This is a genomic window from Hominilimicola sp. (genome assembly GCF_046972485.1).
Classification (GTDB): Bacteria; Bacillota; Clostridia; order UBA1381; family UBA1381; genus Hominilimicola; species Hominilimicola fabiformis.
The window spans coordinates 1-1,136 of sequence record NZ_JBKVWU010000227.1; the positions used below are offsets into that span (position 1 = coordinate 1).

1 protein-coding gene is annotated in these 1,136 nt (G+C 38.6%); it reads right to left on the reverse strand.

The window, feature by feature from the left end:
- Nucleotides 1-135 precede the first annotated feature (135 nt).
- The coding region (gene clpX, locus ACLTU0_RS12005) for an ATP-dependent Clp protease ATP-binding subunit ClpX (protein WP_412322675.1) at nt 136-1,136 on the reverse strand (1,001 nt) is incomplete at its 5' end.

Sequence of the window (1,136 nt, forward strand, 5' to 3'; positions counted from 1 at the left end):
CTAATACATATAGCGGAGTTCCAAACTCCTTTGCAAGTTCAACAGTATCATTTTTACCAATAACAAGATGATTTTTCTCGTTTACTGTCAAATCTTCTGATACAAACATTCTTTCTCACACCTTCCTAAAGTTTCTTAACCCTGAGTTCCGTCAGGCTCTAAATTTTCTTTGAGTTTCTTCGTTTCCTTAGTTTCGTGTATAATCTTAGGTTCTTTTAAATCTGTTATACACTTCTTTGTTATGATAACGGTTTTTATACTGTCATCGGACGGCACTTCAAACATAATGTCAGACATTGCCTCCTCGATAATTGAACGAAGTCCTCTCGCACCTGTATTTCTTTCAATCGCTTTATCAGCGATTGCCTCTATCGCGTCATCTTCAAATTCAAGCTTTACACCGTCAAATGCAAACAAGGCTTTATACTGCTTTATAAGTGCATTTTTCGGTTCTGTAAGAATTGTAATAAGCGTTTTTCTGTCAAGTTTATCAAGTCTTGCAAAAACAGGAAGTCTGCCTATAAATTCAGGAATCAATCCGAATTTAAGCAAATCCTGCGGTATAAGTTTACCCAGCAATTCATTGATGTTAGACTCTTTCTTGCTTGAAATCTGTGCACCAAATCCCAAACCTTGCTTACCTGTTCTTGAGCCGATAATCTTTTCGATACCGTCAAAAGCACCGCCGCATATAAACAAAATATTCGTTGTATCAATCTGAATAAGTTCTTGGTGCGGATGTTTTCTTCCGCCCTGCGGAGGAACTGACGCAACAGTGCCTTCAAGCACTTTCAAAAGTGCCTGTTGAACACCTTCACCGCTAACGTCACGCGTAATTGACGGATTTTCGGATTTTCGTGCAATTTTATCAATTTCGTCAATATATATAATTCCGCGTTCCGCAGCGTCAATATCGTAATCAGCCGCTTGAATAAGTTTTAATAATATATTTTCAACGTCCTCGCCGACATAGCCCGCCTCAGTAAGAGAAGTAGCATCAGCTATGGCAAAAGGTACATTAAGTATCTTTGCAAGATTTTGTACAAGGAACGTCTTACCGCTGCCTGTCGGACCTATCATAAGTATATTACTCTTTTGAAGTTCCACATCGTCAGCCATATCAGAATGTTCTATTC